The organism is Larkinella sp. C7, assembly GCF_006149005.1.
Taxonomy (GTDB): Bacteria; Bacteroidota; Bacteroidia; order Cytophagales; family Spirosomataceae; genus Larkinella.
Genome location: NZ_VBSL01000158.1, coordinates 1 through 456, shown reverse-complemented (window position 1 = coordinate 456; position 456 = coordinate 1). Strand labels below are relative to the sequence as shown.

Here is a 456-nt window from a genome sequence, read left to right as displayed (position 1 = left end):
AGAGCTATATCGGTTCCTATTCGCTCAATATTATATAAATCTGGATTTTTACTTGATTTACCATGTCCATAGTAATCAATAGCAATCACATGGAAACTTTTTATAAGTTGAGGTAAAACTGAACGATAGTCTTTCCAATCTACCATCTGTCCATGTAATAATATGATAGTAGGACCATTTTCAGGTCCTTCTGCATAATTTATTACGTTCCCATCATCTAATCGAAATTGTTTTTCTATAATTCCAAGCTTTGGCGCTTGGTTTTTTAGAAATTTTTCTCCTGAATAATCATAATTGATATTTCTAACGACAAAAAATATTACTGCCGCTAAAAGGATTATAACAATCACGGCAATTATTTTCATAATTTTACTCCTTATCTTCTAAATCTTCTTCTATACTCATAAGTATCTTTGTTGCAGACTCACCGTTCATAATCACCAACCCTCTTCTTTC

At 31.6% G+C, this 456-nt stretch carries 1 protein-coding gene; it reads right to left on the bottom strand.

What is annotated here, in order from left to right; genetic code table 11:
* The coding region (locus FH871_RS34890) for an alpha/beta fold hydrolase (protein WP_369008816.1) at window positions 1–365 on the bottom strand (365 nt) is incomplete at its 3' end.
* Window positions 366–456 lie beyond the last annotated feature (91 nt).